At 67.5% G+C, this 14,274-nt stretch carries 17 protein-coding genes; 5 read left to right on the top strand and 12 right to left on the bottom strand.

Features of this window, described 5'->3' with window-relative positions; genetic code table 11:
* Window positions 1–37: 37 nt before the first annotated feature.
* The 7 genes from Q7J39_RS16325 to Q7J39_RS16355 all read right to left on the bottom strand — a co-directional run bounded on the left by Q7J39_RS16325 (window position 38) and on the right by Q7J39_RS16355 (window position 5,777).
* Entirely contained in the window at window positions 38–1,699 is a 1,662-nt protein-coding gene (locus Q7J39_RS16325) for a GMC family oxidoreductase (RefSeq protein WP_304827482.1), read from the bottom strand.
* A 92-nt stretch (window positions 1,700–1,791) separates the two neighbouring features.
* Entirely contained in the window at window positions 1,792–2,223 is a 432-nt protein-coding gene (locus Q7J39_RS16330; RefSeq protein ID WP_304827485.1) for a hypothetical protein, read from the bottom strand.
* A gap of 34 nt (window positions 2,224–2,257) precedes the next feature.
* Window positions 2,258–3,136: a 3-hydroxybutyryl-CoA dehydrogenase gene (locus Q7J39_RS16335; protein WP_304827488.1), complete on the bottom strand. Its 879-nt coding sequence runs from the start codon at window positions 3,134–3,136 to the stop codon at window positions 2,258–2,260.
* Window positions 3,137–3,366: 230 nt separating this feature from the next.
* Window positions 3,367–3,747 carry a DUF1508 domain-containing protein gene (locus tag Q7J39_RS16340; RefSeq protein ID WP_304827490.1) on the bottom strand — a complete coding sequence of 127 codons (381 nt, stop codon included), beginning with the start codon at window positions 3,745–3,747 and terminating at the stop codon, window positions 3,367–3,369.
* A gap of 6 nt (window positions 3,748–3,753) precedes the next feature.
* On the bottom strand, window positions 3,754–4,086 hold the full coding sequence (locus Q7J39_RS16345; protein ID WP_304827493.1) for a DUF6883 domain-containing protein: 333 nt from the start codon (window positions 4,084–4,086) through the stop codon (window positions 3,754–3,756).
* Window positions 4,087–5,031, bottom strand: a complete 945-nt coding sequence (locus Q7J39_RS16350) for an electron transfer flavoprotein subunit alpha/FixB family protein (RefSeq protein ID WP_304827496.1) — start codon at window positions 5,029–5,031, stop codon at window positions 4,087–4,089.
* Entirely contained in the window at window positions 5,031–5,777 is a 747-nt protein-coding gene (locus tag Q7J39_RS16355; protein ID WP_304827499.1) for an electron transfer flavoprotein subunit beta/FixA family protein, read from the bottom strand. Before Q7J39_RS16355 ends, Q7J39_RS16350 begins: the two co-directional genes overlap by 1 nt.
* 150 nt (window positions 5,778–5,927) lie before the next feature.
* On the opposite strand from Q7J39_RS16355, the gene Q7J39_RS16360 reads away from it, so the two are divergent.
* Window positions 5,928–6,197: a hypothetical protein gene (locus tag Q7J39_RS16360; RefSeq protein WP_304827502.1), complete on the top strand. Its 270-nt coding sequence runs from the start codon at window positions 5,928–5,930 to the stop codon at window positions 6,195–6,197.
* Here the strand turns inward: Q7J39_RS16360 and Q7J39_RS16365 are convergent.
* The gene (locus Q7J39_RS16365; RefSeq protein WP_304827505.1) at window positions 6,194–6,763 is read right to left on the bottom strand and encodes a cob(I)yrinic acid a,c-diamide adenosyltransferase; all 570 of its coding nucleotides are present in this window, start codon (window positions 6,761–6,763) and stop codon (window positions 6,194–6,196) included. The genes Q7J39_RS16360 and Q7J39_RS16365 overlap by 4 nt on opposite strands.
* Before the next feature lie 2 nt (window positions 6,764–6,765).
* Window positions 6,766–6,966, bottom strand: a complete 201-nt coding sequence (locus tag Q7J39_RS16370; protein WP_304827508.1) for a twin transmembrane helix small protein — start codon at window positions 6,964–6,966, stop codon at window positions 6,766–6,768.
* Between the two features lie 505 nt (window positions 6,967–7,471).
* Here Q7J39_RS16370 and Q7J39_RS16375 point away from each other — a divergent pair.
* Complete coding sequence (locus Q7J39_RS16375; RefSeq protein ID WP_304827511.1) at window positions 7,472–8,125, top strand: TetR/AcrR family transcriptional regulator; 654 nt, start codon at window positions 7,472–7,474, stop codon at window positions 8,123–8,125.
* A gap of 118 nt (window positions 8,126–8,243) precedes the next feature.
* A complete protein-coding gene (locus Q7J39_RS16380) occupies window positions 8,244–8,846 on the top strand; it encodes a TetR/AcrR family transcriptional regulator (RefSeq protein WP_304827514.1) in 603 nt (200 codons plus the stop codon).
* On the opposite strand, the gene Q7J39_RS16385 is transcribed toward Q7J39_RS16380, so the two are convergent.
* A complete protein-coding gene (locus Q7J39_RS16385; RefSeq protein ID WP_304827517.1) occupies window positions 8,843–10,477 on the bottom strand; it encodes an acyl-CoA dehydrogenase family protein in 1,635 nt (544 codons plus the stop codon). The genes Q7J39_RS16380 and Q7J39_RS16385 overlap by 4 nt on opposite strands.
* A gap of 83 nt (window positions 10,478–10,560) precedes the next feature.
* On the opposite strand from Q7J39_RS16385, the gene Q7J39_RS16390 reads away from it, so the two are divergent.
* Entirely contained in the window at window positions 10,561–11,199 is a 639-nt protein-coding gene (locus tag Q7J39_RS16390; RefSeq protein WP_304827521.1) for a glutathione S-transferase family protein, read from the top strand.
* Window positions 11,200–11,359: 160 nt separating this feature from the next.
* Here Q7J39_RS16390 and Q7J39_RS16395 read toward each other — a convergent pair whose 3' ends face one another.
* Together Q7J39_RS16395 and Q7J39_RS16400 are read right to left on the bottom strand one after the other, a co-directional pair.
* The gene (locus Q7J39_RS16395; RefSeq protein ID WP_304827524.1) at window positions 11,360–12,145 is read right to left on the bottom strand and encodes an alpha/beta fold hydrolase; all 786 of its coding nucleotides are present in this window, start codon (window positions 12,143–12,145) and stop codon (window positions 11,360–11,362) included.
* A 55-nt stretch (window positions 12,146–12,200) separates the two neighbouring features.
* Entirely contained in the window at window positions 12,201–12,995 is a 795-nt protein-coding gene (locus Q7J39_RS16400) for a D-alanyl-D-alanine carboxypeptidase family protein (RefSeq protein WP_304827527.1), read from the bottom strand.
* Window positions 12,996–13,105: 110 nt separating this feature from the next.
* On the opposite strand from Q7J39_RS16400, the gene Q7J39_RS16405 reads away from it, so the two are divergent.
* Entirely contained in the window at window positions 13,106–14,221 is a 1,116-nt protein-coding gene (locus Q7J39_RS16405; protein WP_304827530.1) for a L,D-transpeptidase, read from the top strand.
* Window positions 14,222–14,274: the final 53 nt, after the last annotated feature.

The following is a 14,274-nucleotide window of genomic DNA, read 5'->3' on the forward strand; positions in this document are numbered from 1 at the left end:
AAGTCGAACGGATTAACGATTAGCGGCCGGCCCAGCGCTAATTGGACGCGGCGACCCGCCCCAGAACCATGTCGGCGGCTTTCTCCGCGATCATGATGGTGGGCGCATTGGTGTTGCCCGAGACCAGGCGCGGCATCACCGAGGCGTCCACGACCCGCAGCCCCTCGACACCGCGCACCCGCAGCTGGGCGTCCACCACCCCCATGGGGCCAGAGCCCATCTGGCAGGTACCCACCGGGTGATAGATGGTCGACCCGGCCATGCGGGCATAGCCCAGCAGGGCCTCGTCGTTGGTGAAGTCGGGGCCTGGCAGCATCTCGTGGTCGATATAGCGGGACAGCGCCGGCTGGGCGGCGATCTTGCGCGCCCACTTCAGCCCGGCCACCGCCACCTCCTGGTCCAGGGGGTCGGATAGATAGTTGGGGGTGATGGCGGGATAGACGCTCGGATCGGCAGACTTGATGTGGATGCTTCCCCGGCTCTCGGGCCGCACCTGGCAGGGCGCGATGGTCAGGCCCGGCGCGCCGTCCAGCTCCATCTTGCCCTCGGTCATCGCCTTTTCCAGGTTCTGCGACGCCGGCAGGATGTGGAACTGGATGTCCGGACCGGCCAGATCGGGCCGGGACTTGCAGAAGGCCGCCACGTGGGCGGCCGAAAGCGTCAGCAACCCCTTGCGCTGGAAGGCGTATTTCAGGATCTCGCCCAGGAAGCGCGGGCCCTTGGTGAGTTCGTTGACCGAGATGGTGCCGGGCTTCAGCCGGTAGGTGACCCCCATGACGTAGTGGTCCTGCAGGTTCTCACCGACGCCGGGCAGGTCGGCGATCACCTCGATGCCATGGTCGCGCAGCAGCTCGCCGGGACCGATGCCCGACAGCTGCAGAAGTTGCGGCGAGTTGATCGCCCCGCCGGCCAGGATCACCTCGCGCCGGGCCTTGGCGATCTTGCGGACGCCGTCCTGCAGGTACTCGATCCCGACGGCCTTCTTGCCCTCGAAGATCACCTTGGTGGTGAGCGCCCGGGTCTCGACCTTGAGGTTGGCGCGGCCCATGGCCGGGTGCAGGTAGGCCACAGCCGCCGACTGGCGCTGTCCGTTCTTGACGGTCAGCTGGTAGTAGCTGACCCCCTCCTGGTTCTCGCCGTTGACATCTTCGTTGCGCGGGATGCCGGCCTCGACGCAGGCCTCCACCACCGCGTCGGACACCGGGTGCTTGGTGGTGACGTCGGAGACGTTGAGCGGCCCGCCCACGGCGTGGTGCGCGTCGGCGCCACGCTCCTGGTGCTGCGAGCGCTTGAAATAGGGGGCGACGTCGTCCCAGCCCCAGCCCTCGCAGCCCAGCTGCCGCCAGCCGTCATAGTCGGCCTGCTGGCCACGGATATAGAGCAGGCCATTGATCGACGACGAGCCGCCCAACACCTTGCCGCGCGGCCAGACATGCACCCGGCCCCCGGTGCCCGGATCGGGCTCGGTGGGGTAGAGCCAGTTGACCTTGGGATCCTTCAGGGTCTGGGCGTAGCCCACCGGCACGTGGATCATCACATTGGAGAGGAACTGACCCGGCTCCTTGGTGGGCCGATCGTCGCCGCCGGCCTCCAGCAGCAGAACGGTGTTGGCGGCGTCCGCGCTCAGGCGGTTGGCCAGTACGCACCCGGCCGAACCTGCGCCGACGATGATGTAGTCCGCGATAGGGGTGTCGGACATCGGAGCGGCTCCTGCTGAAACGGACCCCTGTTGTGTGCGTTCGAAGCGTCGCCGTAAACGGCCAATGCCGTCAGCTACGCAACGCCGGCGCCCTACAGCGCGTAGCGGCTCGCGAAGGTCGGCGGGAAGGGCAGGTTGTTGGCGTAGAAATAGCGGATCAGTTGGCCGTGATGCTGGGCCTCGTGCTCGATGAGGTCGATCAGGATGCCTTGGCGGGCCTCGTCCAGGTCGCCCTGTGCGGCGGCGAGCCGCTCCAGCACCAGGTCGCGCGAAGCTGCCAATGCGGTCTGCACGGCCGCCGGCGCGTCGGGCTCCGCCAGGCTGCAGGAGAAACCGCGCCAGCGTCCGGCTTCAAAGGCGCGCGCATAGCTTTCCCGCGCGCCCACCAAGCACCAGAATTGCCCGCCGATGGGGTTGGAGGGAGCCTTGCCATTGTGGCTCTTGAGGGCGTCGGCCGAGAGGCCTTCGGCCAGGGCGTTGGTAAGGTCGAGCGTCTTGGCGAGGCGTGTCTTCAGGACATCCATGCCGAGGTCTCCTGCCTGAAGAACGCCCGCCGGTTTATCGCGTCGGGATCGGAACCTCGCCGCGGTAGTCGTAGAAGCCGCGGTCGGTCTTGCGGCCCAGCCAGCCGGCCTCGACGTACTTCACCAGCAGCGGGCAGGGGCGGTACTTGGAGTCGGCGAGACCCTCGTACAGCACGTTCATGATCGACAGCACCGTATCCAGGCCGATGAAGTCGCCCAGTTCCAGCGGGCCCATCGGATGGTTGGCGCCCAGCTTCAGGGCGGTGTCGATGGCGTCCACCGTGCCGACGCCCTCGTACAGGGTGTAGATCGCCTCGTTGATCATCGGCACCAGCACGCGGTTGACGATGAAGGCCGGGAAATCCTCGGCGTTGGCGGTGGTCTTGCCCAGCGACTTGGCGAAGTTGACGGCGGTCTCGTAGGTCGGCGCGTCGGTGGCGATGCCGCGGATGATCTCCACGAGGTTCATCAGCGGCACCGGGTTCATGAAGTGCAGGCCGATGAACCGGCCGGGCCGGTCAGAGGCCGCGCCCAGGCGGGTGATGGAGATCGACGAGGTGTTCGACGCCAGCAGGGTGTCGGGGCCGAGGTGCGGGGTGAGCGCCTTGAAGATCGACTTCTTGACCTCCTCGTTCTCGGTGGCCGCCTCGATGGCGAGGTCGGTGCCGCCGATGGTCTGGAGTTCCGGCGCGGACTTGATGCGGGCGATCCCGGCGTCCATCGCCTCCTGGGTGATGATGCCGCGGGCCACCTGGCGGGTCATGTTCTTGCGGATCTGGGCCAGGCCCGTCTCGATCCGCTCGGCGCTCACATCGTGCAGCAGCACGTCATAGCCGCCCAGGGCGACCACGTGGGCGATGCCCGAACCCATCTGGCCAGCGCCGATGACGCCGACCGACTTGATATCCACCATGCCGCCTAAGCCTTCGATCCTGCGGGGCGGTATCCCCTGACCCGCCGCCGCTTATGACGGGTTTCTAACATGGCGATGTGCGGCGCCGCCAAGGCTTTTGCTGCGACGCAGCGTGAGGAGGGGGGGCGACTGTGGCCCGGACGCCGCGATCTGGCCGCCCAAGGCGCAACGAAAAGGGGCGGCTCCTCGCGGAACCGCCCCTTGCTCTCGTCGATCCAGCCGACCTCTGGTCAGGCGGCGGTACGATCCAGGATCGGCGCTTCGCGGATCGACCGGACGGCGAGTTGAATTCCGCGCAGGCAGTCTTCCTTGCTGCCGTAGGATTCGCTGTGGGCGATCAGCTCACCGTTCGCGGCCACCAGGCGCCAGCGGTAAGCTCCGCCTGGGTCACTGTACAGTTCCAGGTGGACGGCGCCGACGTCCTGCCCGGGTTCTACCCGACCCACGTCGCTCGCGCCCAGTGTGGTTACGATTGATCCCGTGTCGTCAACAAACTCGACCTCATAGGCGTCAGCGCTGTGGACATGGATCACCGCGCCTTGTCGGCCTGCGTCCAGGCCTAGATCGGGCTTCGACCGCCTGAGAGTCACAATGTCGAGCAGTCCAACCATGCGTGTTTATACCACAAAAGCGGTCAGGAAGACGGGCGGCTGATCTGTGGCCGGCGATAGCCAAGCGCTGCGGATAACCGCAGTCTTTGAATTCAGCGTCAATTGGAAGTCGATCCGGAAGCGGACGCCGTAGGCGTCTTCGCCTGTTATCTCGGCTTCACCTTCGATGGCCGCCCGTCGAAGTTCGTCCTTGAAAAAGACAGCGCCCTCGGCGGTGAGGCCGAGGGCGCTTTTGAAGACTTGGGCCTTATGGCGGCCGATAGGATGCGTCGAGGAGAGAAGGTAGTCGATGACCTTGCGGTCATCGACGATAGCCAACTCGCCCTTCGGCAGTCGCATCTACTTCCCGGCGGCGGTCAGGGCGTCCATCAGTTCCGGCACGGCGGTCTTGTAGTCCGCCACCAGGCCGAAATCGGCGACCTGGAAGATCGGAGCGTCGGAGTCCTTGTTGATCGCCACGATGATCTTGGAGTCCTTCATCCCGGCGAGGTGCTGGATGGCGCCGGAGATGCCGATGGCGACATACAGTTCCGGGGCCACGACCTTGCCGGTCTGACCGACCTGGTAGTCGTTGGGGGCGTAGCCCGCATCGACCGCCGCGCGCGACGCGCCGATGGCGGCCCCGAGCTTGTCGGCCAGGGGATCGATGACCCGCTGGAATTCCTCGGCCGAACCCATGGCCCGACCGCCGGAGACGACGATCTTGGCGCCGGCGAGTTCGGGACGGGCCGACTTCACCAGTTGCTGGTCGACGAACTTGGTCTTGGGCGCGCCGTCGCCGGCGCCGATGCTCTCGACCGGGGCCGAGCCGCCTTCACCGGCCGCCGTGAAGGCGGTGGCGCGGACGGTGATGACCTTCTTGGCGTCGGAGGACTGGACGGTCTCCAGGGCGTTGCCGGCATAGATCGGGCGCACGAAGGTGGAGCCGTCGACGACTTCGACGATTTCGGAGATCTGGGCGACGTCCAGCTTGGCCGCGATGCGGGGGCTGACGTTCTTGCCCTGCGAGGTGGCGGGCGTCAGGACGGCGTCGTAGCCGCCCATCAGGGGGACCACGACCGCGGTGACGGCCTCGGCCAGACCCTGGCCCAGCGCATCGCTCTCGGCCAGCAGCACCTTGCGGACGCCGGCGATCTTGCCGGCGGCCTCGGCGACGGCCTTGGCGCCGGACCCGGCCACCAGGATGTCGACGTCGGACGACAGCGCGAGCGCCGCAGTCACGGTCTTGTGGGTGCTGTCCTTCAGGGACGCATTGTCATGATCGGCGATAACGAGAACGGCCATTAGAGCACCCCCGCGGTCTTGAGGTTGGAGACCAGGTCGGCGGCGGTTTCCACCTTGATGCCGCCACCGCGCTTCGGGGGCTCGGTGACCTTGATGACCTTGAGGCGCGGGGCGGTGTCGACGCCGAGCGAGGCGGCTTCCTTGACGTCCAGCGGCTTCTTCTTGGCCTTCATGATGTTGGGCAGGCTGGCGTAGCGCGGCTCGTTGAGACGCAGGTCAGCGGTGATGATCGCCGGCAGGGTCACATCGATGGTCTGGATGCCGCCATCGACCTCACGGCCCACCTTGGCGTCGCCCGCGTTGAGCTCGATGGAGTTGGCGAAGGTCGCCTGCGGCCAGTCGAGCAGGGCCGCCAGCATCTGGCCGGTGGCGTTGTTGTCGCCGTCGATGGCCTGCTTGCCCATGATCACAACGTCGGGGCTCTCTTCGCCGATGATGGCGGCGAGCAGCTTGGCGACGGCCAGGGGCTCAGGGTCCTGGTCGGTCTGGATCAGGATCGCGCGGTCTGCGCCCATGGCGAGCGCCGTGCGCAGGGTTTCCTGCGCCTGGGCCGGACCGATGGACACGGCCACGACTTCCGTGGCGACGCCCTTTTCCTTCTGACGGACGGCCTCTTCGACCGCGATCTCGCAGAAGGGGTTCATGGACATCTTCACATTGGCAAGGTCCACACCGGATTGGTCGGATTTGACCCGGGCCTTGACGTTGTAGTCGATCACCCGCTTTACGGGGACGAGCACCTTCATGGCTTCGCTGACGCCTCAAATTGCTAAAAATTGAACGGTTGGGGCATAACGGTTCCGACGCGCAATGCAAGCCGAGGCCCGCCACACAGCGCCGCAATTTTGACGGGGCGGCCCTCTAAGCCGCTTCAAACCCCTGCCAAGACGAAGATCATGAACCGAACGATCAAGCGCCTGATGTTGATTTTCGCGGGCGCCTTCGCCCTCTCGGTGGTGGGGGTCGTGGTCTATCAGGTGGGCTGGGCCATGCCCGGCCAGGCCTGCGAGGCCCGCGGCGACTGGTGGGACTGGCGCGGCCGGACCTGCGCCCGGCCGGTCCTGATCTCCGATATCACCGGCCGGGTCATCGACACCCCCGAGCAGCGCAAGGCGGCCAAGGAACACGCCGCCAGGATCAGGGCCGCCGCGGCCCCCGCGCCCTAACGCGTCGCGCCGGACTTCCACAGGACATCGGCGCGGCCCTGGTCATTGGCGTGCCGGGCCGCCACGAACAGCAGGTCCGACAGCCGGTTGAGGTAGCGGAAGGCTGGACCTGAGACCTCTTCCCCTGATTCCATCAGGGCCACGGCGATACGCTCGGCCCGCCGCGCCACCGTCCGGGCCTGATGCAGGGCCGCCGCCGCCGGGGTCCCGCCCGGCAGGACAAAGGACGCCAGGGCCGGCAAATCGTCGTTCAGGCTATCGATCTCGGCCTCAAGGCGGGCCACCTGGCTGTCGAGGATGCGCAGCATCTGGCCCGGGGCCTCGTCGGGCTTGGCCGGGGTCGAGAGGTCGGCGCCGAGGTCGAAGAGCTCATTCTGGAGCCGGGCCAGGATCGCGTCGAATTCGCCATCTGTATGCAGCCGCGCCAGCCCGATACAGGCGTTGGTCTCGTCCACCGCCCCATAGGTCTCCACCCGCAGCGAGGCCTTGCTGACGGTCGCGCCGGTCGCCAGGCGGGTCGAGCCCTTGTCGCCCGTGCGTGTGTAGATCCGGTTGAGCGTGACCATCCCTAGCCCCGATGCCGCCACCAGACGGCGGTGACCAGCAGGGCCACCGCGATCGCCTGCAGCAGCACCCGCAGCCGCATCAGCTTATTCGAATAGGACCGGCCGAACTCGCCGCCGCGAAACAGGGCGAAGAGGCCGATGAACAGGGTGACCGTCACGGCCAGCAGGGCGAGCGGGATGAGGATGTCGAAGGCGCGTTCCATGGCCGCAATCTAGGGCGGTCGGGGCTGCGAAACCACCCGCAGAATCACGCCTTGAACCATCGTTACCCGAGCGCGCTCACTGATCAGGGATATTCCGCGGCGCTGTGTTTCAGGTCTGAAGCGATCGAAATCCCCCCAAAGCGAGCGCGTGCGACGCTGCGCCACACGGTCCAGCCTCAACCTATGAGCTAAATGCAGGGACCTGCGCGTATCGCGGAACGAGTTAGTTGAACTTGATCAAATATGACCCTTTCGCTTGGACGCGCCGCGGCGAACGGGTTAGAGAACGAAGAAATGCCGTGTGGTCTCTCCGAGGCCATGGCTTGGGCGCCTCCCCGCGTCCGGATTCTGAAGTTTAGTGCGGGCTGACAGCTTAGCCGCGCGATGTGATCCCACCGGGCGCCAGCCCGCGTGGACTCACGTCGGGCTGGAGCATCAGGTCGAAGAGTTTGCGTACTATTTGAACAACACGCGAAGGCGGCCCTCCCCAGGCTGAACGCACATCATGAAACACGACCCCCTCACCCTCCACGGCGCCCAAGAAGCCGAAGTGCGCGTCCCCACCCGGCGCGCGCTCGCAAAGCAGCAGACCCGCGCCAAGGTGCTGGCCGCCGCGCGCCGCCTGTTCTCCGAAGAAGGCTATGAAGGCGCCACCATCCGCGACATCGCCGCGGCCGCCGGGATGTCCACCGGCGCGGTGTTCGCCAATTTCACCGACAAGTCGGATCTGTTCCGCGAGATCATGCTGACCGACATGGCCAGCCTGGCCGAGGTCATGCGCGAGGCCGCCCATCGCGGCCGCGCCGTCGACGACTGCCTGCTGAAGGCCTTCAGCGCCGGCTACGCCTTCTACAAGAGCCAGCTTCCCCTGGCCCGCGCCGCCTTCTCGATCTCCTGGAGCCCCGACCAGGGTCCCGAGCTCCGCAGCATGGCGCCGGTCCTGGCCCTGCACGACCTGATCACCGAACAATTGCTGGCCGGGATCGAGCGCGGCGAACTGAGCCAGGAGGCGGAGGTCAAGCTTCGCACCCAGATGCTGTTCGACTGCTACCTCGCCAATTATCCCGAAGCGATCTTCCTGGGCTGGAGCATCGATGCGCTGCAGGCCAAGGCGAAGGACCAGATTCGCGTGATCCTGGCCGGCGCCCGCCGGGGTTGACCCAGTCCGGGTGCGACGTACTGTCGCGCCCGGGTAAGGGAGGCGTCGCAGCGCGAGGTTTCATCCTAACCATGGGTCAAGCCGCGCGTTCACGACGTGGTCTTGAGGGGGAAACCGTTTGAGCGTCAGACAGTCTCAGAAGGAGGCCACGCGGAAACGTGTGCTCGACGCGGCGCGCGATCTCTTCGAGACGCGGGGCTACGAAGAGACCACGGTTCGCGAGATCGCCCGCGTCGCCGAGGTTTCGGTGGGCAGCGTCTTCACGACCTTTTCCTCCAAGGGCGACATCCTCAGCCAGGTCATGGCCGACCGGTTGGACGCCCTCTATGCCGAACTCGATCGCGTGGTGCCGCACCTGCGCGGGTCGACGGCCGACCGGCTAAGGTCGATGTTCGCCATCCACTACGCCTTCGAGACCCGCCGCACGAAGCTGTTCCTGGCCCATATCGCGGCGGCCTATGACTGGACCCTTGAGCCGTCCTCCCGGCCCTTCGGCCGCAACCCGCACTTGAAGCAGGTGGTGAAGGACTGTCTGGCCGACGGCGTCACCCGGGGCGACGTCGACCCGTCCACCGATCTCGACATCGCGGTCGACACCCTGATGGCCTCCTATGCCTGGACCTATCGGCTCGCGGCCTGGAACGAGAGCGACGCCGAGACCATGAGCGCAGTCTTCGACAAACACATCGGCCTGATCTGCCAGGGCTTCCACCCCCGCTAGTTGCCACCCTCGAGAAGCCGTCTGGCGATCACCTGGGCCTGGATCTCTCCAGCGCCTTCGAAGATGTTGAGGATGCGGGCGTCGGCCAGCAGGCGGCTCACCGGCTGCTCCACCGCAAACCCTGTCCCGCCGTGAATCTGCACCGCGTTGTCGGCCGCCGCCCAGGCGATGCGGGCGGCTGTCAGCTTGGCCATGCCCGCCTCCAGGTCGCACCGCCGACCCTCGTCCTTGGCGCGGGCGGCGAACCAGGCGAGGCGTCGCGACCCCAGAAGTTCGGCGGCCATCATGGCCAGCTTGTTGGCCACCCTGGGGAAGTCGGCGATCGGCTGGCCGAACTGCCGCCGTGCGAGCGCGTAGTCCAGGGCGATGTCGAGCGCCGCCTGTCCGACGCCGATGGCCCGCGCCGCCGTCTGGATGCGGGCGCTCTCGAAGGTGGCCATCAGCTGGGAAAAGCCCTGGCCCTCGACGCCCCCCAGCAGGTTGGCGTGTGGGACTTCGAAGCCGTCGAAGGCCAGCTCGTATTCCTTCATGCCGCGATAGCCGATCACCCCGATCTCGCCGCCGCTCATGCCGGGCGCGGGGAAGGGGTCGGCGTCCGTGCCACGCGGCTTCTCGGCCAGCAGCATGGAGAGCCCGCGGTGGTCCTTCGACGCCGGATCGGTGCGCACCAGCAGGGTCATCAGGTCGGCGCGGGCCGCGTGGGTGATCCAGGTCTTGGCGCCGCTGACCCGCCAGACCTCGCCGTCGCGCACGGCGCGGGTGCGCAGGGACCCCAGGTCCGATCCCGCCTCCGGCTCGGTGAAGACCGCTGTGGGGATGATCGCGCCCGAGGCGATGCCGGGCAGCAGACGGGCTTTCTGGTCCTCCGTCCCGTGGGCCAGCAGCAGTTCGGCGGCGATCTCCGAGCGGGTGCCCAGCGATCCGGTCCCGATCCAGCCGCGTGAGAGGGCCTCCGACACCACGCACATGGCGATCTTGCCCAGGCCAGAGCCGCCGTATTCCTCAGGGGCGGTAAGGCCAAACACGCCCAGCTCGGCCAGTTCCTGCAGCAGCTCGAGGGGGATCAGCTCGTCGCGCAGGTGCCAGCCGTGGGCGTAGGGACTGATTTTCTCCGATGCAAAAGCCTGGAATTGGTCGCGGATCATCTCCAGCGTGGCGTCCAGGCCGCTGGCCTCCAGGGACGGCCGGCCGCGGGCGGCCTCCAGCAGCTCGACAATCCGGTTCTTCACCGCCTGGGTCGCGCCGGGCCGCAGCTGGTCGATCACCGGCCTCAGTCGGTCGTCGAGCAGGCCGAGGTCGTTCAGCCGGAAGGTCTCCCCCTGGTTCATGGCAATGCCGCCGGCCAGCTGGCTCAGATACTCAAAGGCGAGAAGCTGAGCCGGCAGGGCCTCGGCTTCGCCGAAGCCGCCTCCCAGGTCGCGCGCCCAGGCCGCCGTCTGGCGCAGGGTTTCGGCATAGGCCGCCGCCCAGGCCAGGCCGTGGGCCACGTGCTGCTGGGCGTCCAGGGCCGCGCGATCCAGACGCCCGTCGCGGGTGACCAGGGCCGAGACGGCGGCCTGGGCCTCCGCAACGACGGCCTCGGCCTGATCGGCGGCCTCGGCCAGGAGTTCGGTCAGTTGGGGCAGGATCATCGCGCTCATCCGACGACTATAGGCGCCCGCCGCGGGGTGAGCCTATACGTCGTAAACAGCCCAACCAAAGAAGCGAGCGCCCCATGATCGTCGTCCACCACCTCAACGACTCGCGCTCGCAGCGCATCCTCTGGCTGCTGGAGGAACTGAAGCTCCCCTACGAGATCAAGCACTACGCCCGCGACGCCACCACGCGGTTGGCCCCGGCCGAGCTGAAGGCCGTCCATCCCCTGGGCAAGTCGCCGGTGATCACCGACGGCGACATGACGGTCATCGAGAGTGGCGCGATCATCGACTACGTCATCCGCCGCCACGCCGGCGGCCGCCTGCAGCCCGATCCCTCGACGCCTGCCTACGACCACTACCAGCAGTGGATGCACTATTCCGAGGGGTCGGCCATGCTGCCCCTGATGCTGTTCATGTACGTTGGCCGCCTGGGCGAGGCCGGCGCCCCGCTGCATCCGCGCCTGGAGAGCGAGATCGCCAACCACCTCGGCTATGTGGACGGCGCCCTGGCCGGCAAGGACTGGATCCTGGGGTCGGAGTTCTCCGGCGCCGACGTCCAGATGAGCTTCGTCGGCGAGGTCACCGGCGCCTTCGGCCGCCTGGCTGTGTATCCCAATATCGCCGCCTGGCTGGAACGCTTCCAGTCGCGGGAGGCCTACAAGACGGCGCTCGAAAAGGGCGGCCCCTACAACATGGGCCCCCGCGCCAAGGCGTAGGTCGGCGGCCCGCCCCCTCGCCCCCTTCAGGGGGAGAGGGTAGGGTGAGGGGGCGCGCAGCAGGCTGCGCGTCTCGGCCTGGAAGCAACAACGGAATCTCAGAAAGAGCCCTCACCCTATCCTCTCCCACAAATGGGAGAGGAGGTGACGCGGCAAAGGCCTACCGGCTCGGATAGTCCAATTCCCCATCCAGGAAGTCGAACACGGCGGCCTTGGTCAGCGCGTGGGGGATGGCCGAGAAGTGGTCGCAGCCGGGCACGGTGATCGCGTGGGCGTGGGGGAAGATCGCCGCCAGGTCGGCGGGGTCCCCGGCCCCGGTGTCCCCCTGGCCGGCCACCACCAGCACGGGCATGGGCAGGGTCGCCATGGCGTCGCGATCGAAGGCAGGGTTCTGTGCGCCGGTCATGGCGGCGAGCGCCTGGCGGTCCTCTCCTTGCTCGTCGGCGAACTGACGGAAGCTCTTCAGCATCGGCTCCTTGATGGTCTCGGGGTCGGCCGCCAGCATGGCCTCGGCCATCGGATTGCCCCCGGGCAGCGCGCGCTCGCCGATCAAGTTGCCGCCCACCCCGCCCAGCATCAGGCTGGAGATGCGGTCGGGCGCCTTGAGCGCGGTGGCCAGCGCCGTGCGCGAGCCCATGGAATAGCCGAACAGGTCGACGCGGTTCAGGCCCAGATGATCCAGCAGGGCGATCACGTCGCCCGCCAGCTTCTCGCGGGTATAGGCCTCGGCCTCGTGCGGCTTGGCGCTCTCGCCGTGCCCGCGCTGATCGAGCGCGATGCAGCGGATGCGGCGGCGGTCGAAGGCCGTGTACCAGCCCGTGCGCTTCCAGCCCTCACTTCGGTTCGACGAGAAGCCGTGGACCAGGACGATGGTGCGTTCCCCGCCGCCGGGCGGGACGTTGTCATCATAGGCCAGGGTCAGGCCGTCGGAGGTGAAGGTCGGCATGGGAGGCGTTTCCGTGTGCAGCGCGGCTCTGCGGCCGTGTCGCCTCGATCATGGCCTACGGAGCCTGGCCGATCCACTCCCAGTGCCAGGGCTCGAAGGGATAGTTCACGAAGCCGAACCGGTGGGCGTTGGCCAGCAGCCAGCGATAGGTGGGGGTGTTGGTCATGAACAGCCGGTTGGGATCGGCGCTGGAGTCCGGCTTGAAGCCCGGCGCCTCCCCCACATAGAGGTCGAGCGCCAGGCCCGTGCGGTGCGGTGAGCAGGTGGCGCGGGCCACCCCGTCGCAGTTGCCGTCCGTCACGCAGCGGGCCGCGTCGGCGTCCGGGTCGCGGAAGCCGGAGAAGATGGTCAGGTTTCGGGTGTCCTTGGCGATGGCCGGTACGCGCCTGGCCGCCGCGACCATCTTGCGATAGGCGTCCAGGGTCCCGGGCCGCAGAGGGATGGTCTTGCCGCCATAGCTTTCGGCCGGGGCGGCGATGGCCAGGGTCGCGAGGTCGGGCGGCGGCGGACAGAACCCGTTCTGATTGACCATCACGAAGGGGCGGCGCTCCTGCCAGACGCCCTTGAAACGTAGGAAGGTGTCGGCGTCCATCTCGCCGGTGCCCTTCATGCGAAAGCGCTTCTGGAAGCCGGCCAGCAGCTGCGAAAACCGCGAGGTGTCGGGCGCGCAGAGCGTCCCCAGTTCACGCTGCATGAGCGGAGCGTAGGTCTCCCAGCCGATCTCGTCGCGGCGAAAGGGCGCCCAGGACAGGCTGCGCAGGGACGAGGCGTTGATCCGCGCCGGGGGCTCGAACGCCGCCACGGTGCAGGCCGAGGGCGAGGTCTGGGCGCAGGCGGACATTGCGGTCATGGCCGCCGTCCCGGCCGCGATCCCAACGGACATCCGCCGGAACCGCCGCCATCCTGAGGGCTTCCCCGTCACAACGCCCACTGTGCGCGGCTTATGGCGGAGGTCCACTGATGAACTGGTCTGCATCGATCCTTGTCCTCACCGTCGCGCTCGCCGCCTGTTCCGAGCCGCCGCCCGGGAGCCAGCCCGCCGCCGCGTCCGCAGCAAACGCGCAAGCTGCGCCGTCGCTGCAAAATATCTCCACCAACCCCCTGGCCGTGCCGCCTCTGACAGCCGCCTCGGTTTCGGAACAAGGCAAGGCGATCGACGCCGCCGTCCTGCCTGCCGCCACGGTGAAGGACCCCATGGCGCTGAAGACCGCCCTGATTCGCGCCCAGGTCCTGCTCGACCGCGCGCACTTCTCCCCGGGCGTCATCGACGGCGCGAAGGGCGAGAACCTGCGTCAGGCGGTGGCCGCCTTCCAGACTTCGAAGAACCTGACGCGTTCGGGTGAGCTTGACGAGGCCACCTGGACGGCGCTCACCGAGCGGGCGAGCCCGGTGACCCAGGACTACGTGATCACCGCCGAAGACGTGAAGGGTCCCTTCGTGGCCATCCCGGCCAAGAGCGAGGACCAGGCCAAGCTAGACCATCTAGGCTACGCCCGCGCGTCGGAGATGTTCGCCGAGCGCTTCCACATGGACGAGAAGCTGCTGAAGGCTCTCAACCCGGACGTGGACTTCGCCGTCGCCGGCGCCACCCTCGTCGTGGTCACGCCGGGCGCCGATAGGCTAGACGCCGCCGTCACCCGCATCGAGGTGGACAAGGCCGAGCGCGAGGTCCGCGCCTATGGCGAGGGCGATGTCCTGCTGGCGGTCTATCCCGCCTCCGTCGGCTCCACCGACCGCCCCGCGCCGTCAGGGGAATGGGCCGTCAACACGGTCGCCCCCAACCCGACCTGGATCTACGATCCCAAGCGCCTGACCTTCGGCGAGGGCAAGAAGGTCGGCAAGTTCACCATCGCCGCGGGGCCCAACAATCCGGTCGGGTCCATGTGGATCGACCTGACCAAGGACACCTACGGCATCCACGGCGGGCCTGATCCCAACCACATTGGCAAGACCGACAGCCACGGCTGCGTGCGCCTGACCAACTGGGACGCCAATGAATTGGGCGCCGCCGTCAAAAAGGGCGCTGCGGTGGTGTTCCTGGGATCTGAAACCAAAGCGGGAAAAACAACAGCGTGATCAACTAGCTGGGCCATTTTAACCGCTCAGTCAGAAACCGGGGTTACTCAGGA

Source organism: Phenylobacterium sp. (genome assembly GCF_030651185.1).
GTDB lineage: Bacteria > Pseudomonadota > Alphaproteobacteria > Caulobacterales > Caulobacteraceae > Phenylobacterium.